The 304-nt window shown below is 55.3% G+C and carries 1 protein-coding gene; it reads left to right on the forward strand.

Annotated elements, in window-relative coordinates; genetic code table 11:
• Positions 1-82: 82 nt before the first annotated feature.
• Positions 83-304 (forward strand): transposase domain-containing protein (locus tag FVD38_RS26320; protein WP_187271721.1); only part of this gene is annotated, 222 nt, incomplete at its 3' end.

Consider the following 304-nt stretch of genomic DNA (forward strand, 5'->3'; position numbering starts at 1 on the left):
TAATGCCGTTCAGTTAAGACTGAGCGGCATTTTTCTTTTCAGGTGTTGTAAACGGTAGCTGAGGCTGTTAACCTGCGTCACCATGTTTGATGACGCGCTCCATTTTCTTGTACAAGCCCAGGAAGCCCCGGACTGGGCGCGTCTGGGGCAGCACTTGCCCTATGAGTGGATTGAGCAGGCGGTTGCTTACACAGGAAAGGCGAGTATTCGGCAGCGCCGCCTGCCGGCCGAGCAAGTCGTGTGGCTGGTCGTAGCCCTGGCGCTGTATCGTCACCAATCTATTAGCGAAGTTGTTGACGACCTG

The organism is Massilia arenae, from assembly GCF_008014745.1.
Lineage (GTDB): Bacteria > Pseudomonadota > Gammaproteobacteria > Burkholderiales > Burkholderiaceae_D > Telluria > Telluria arenae.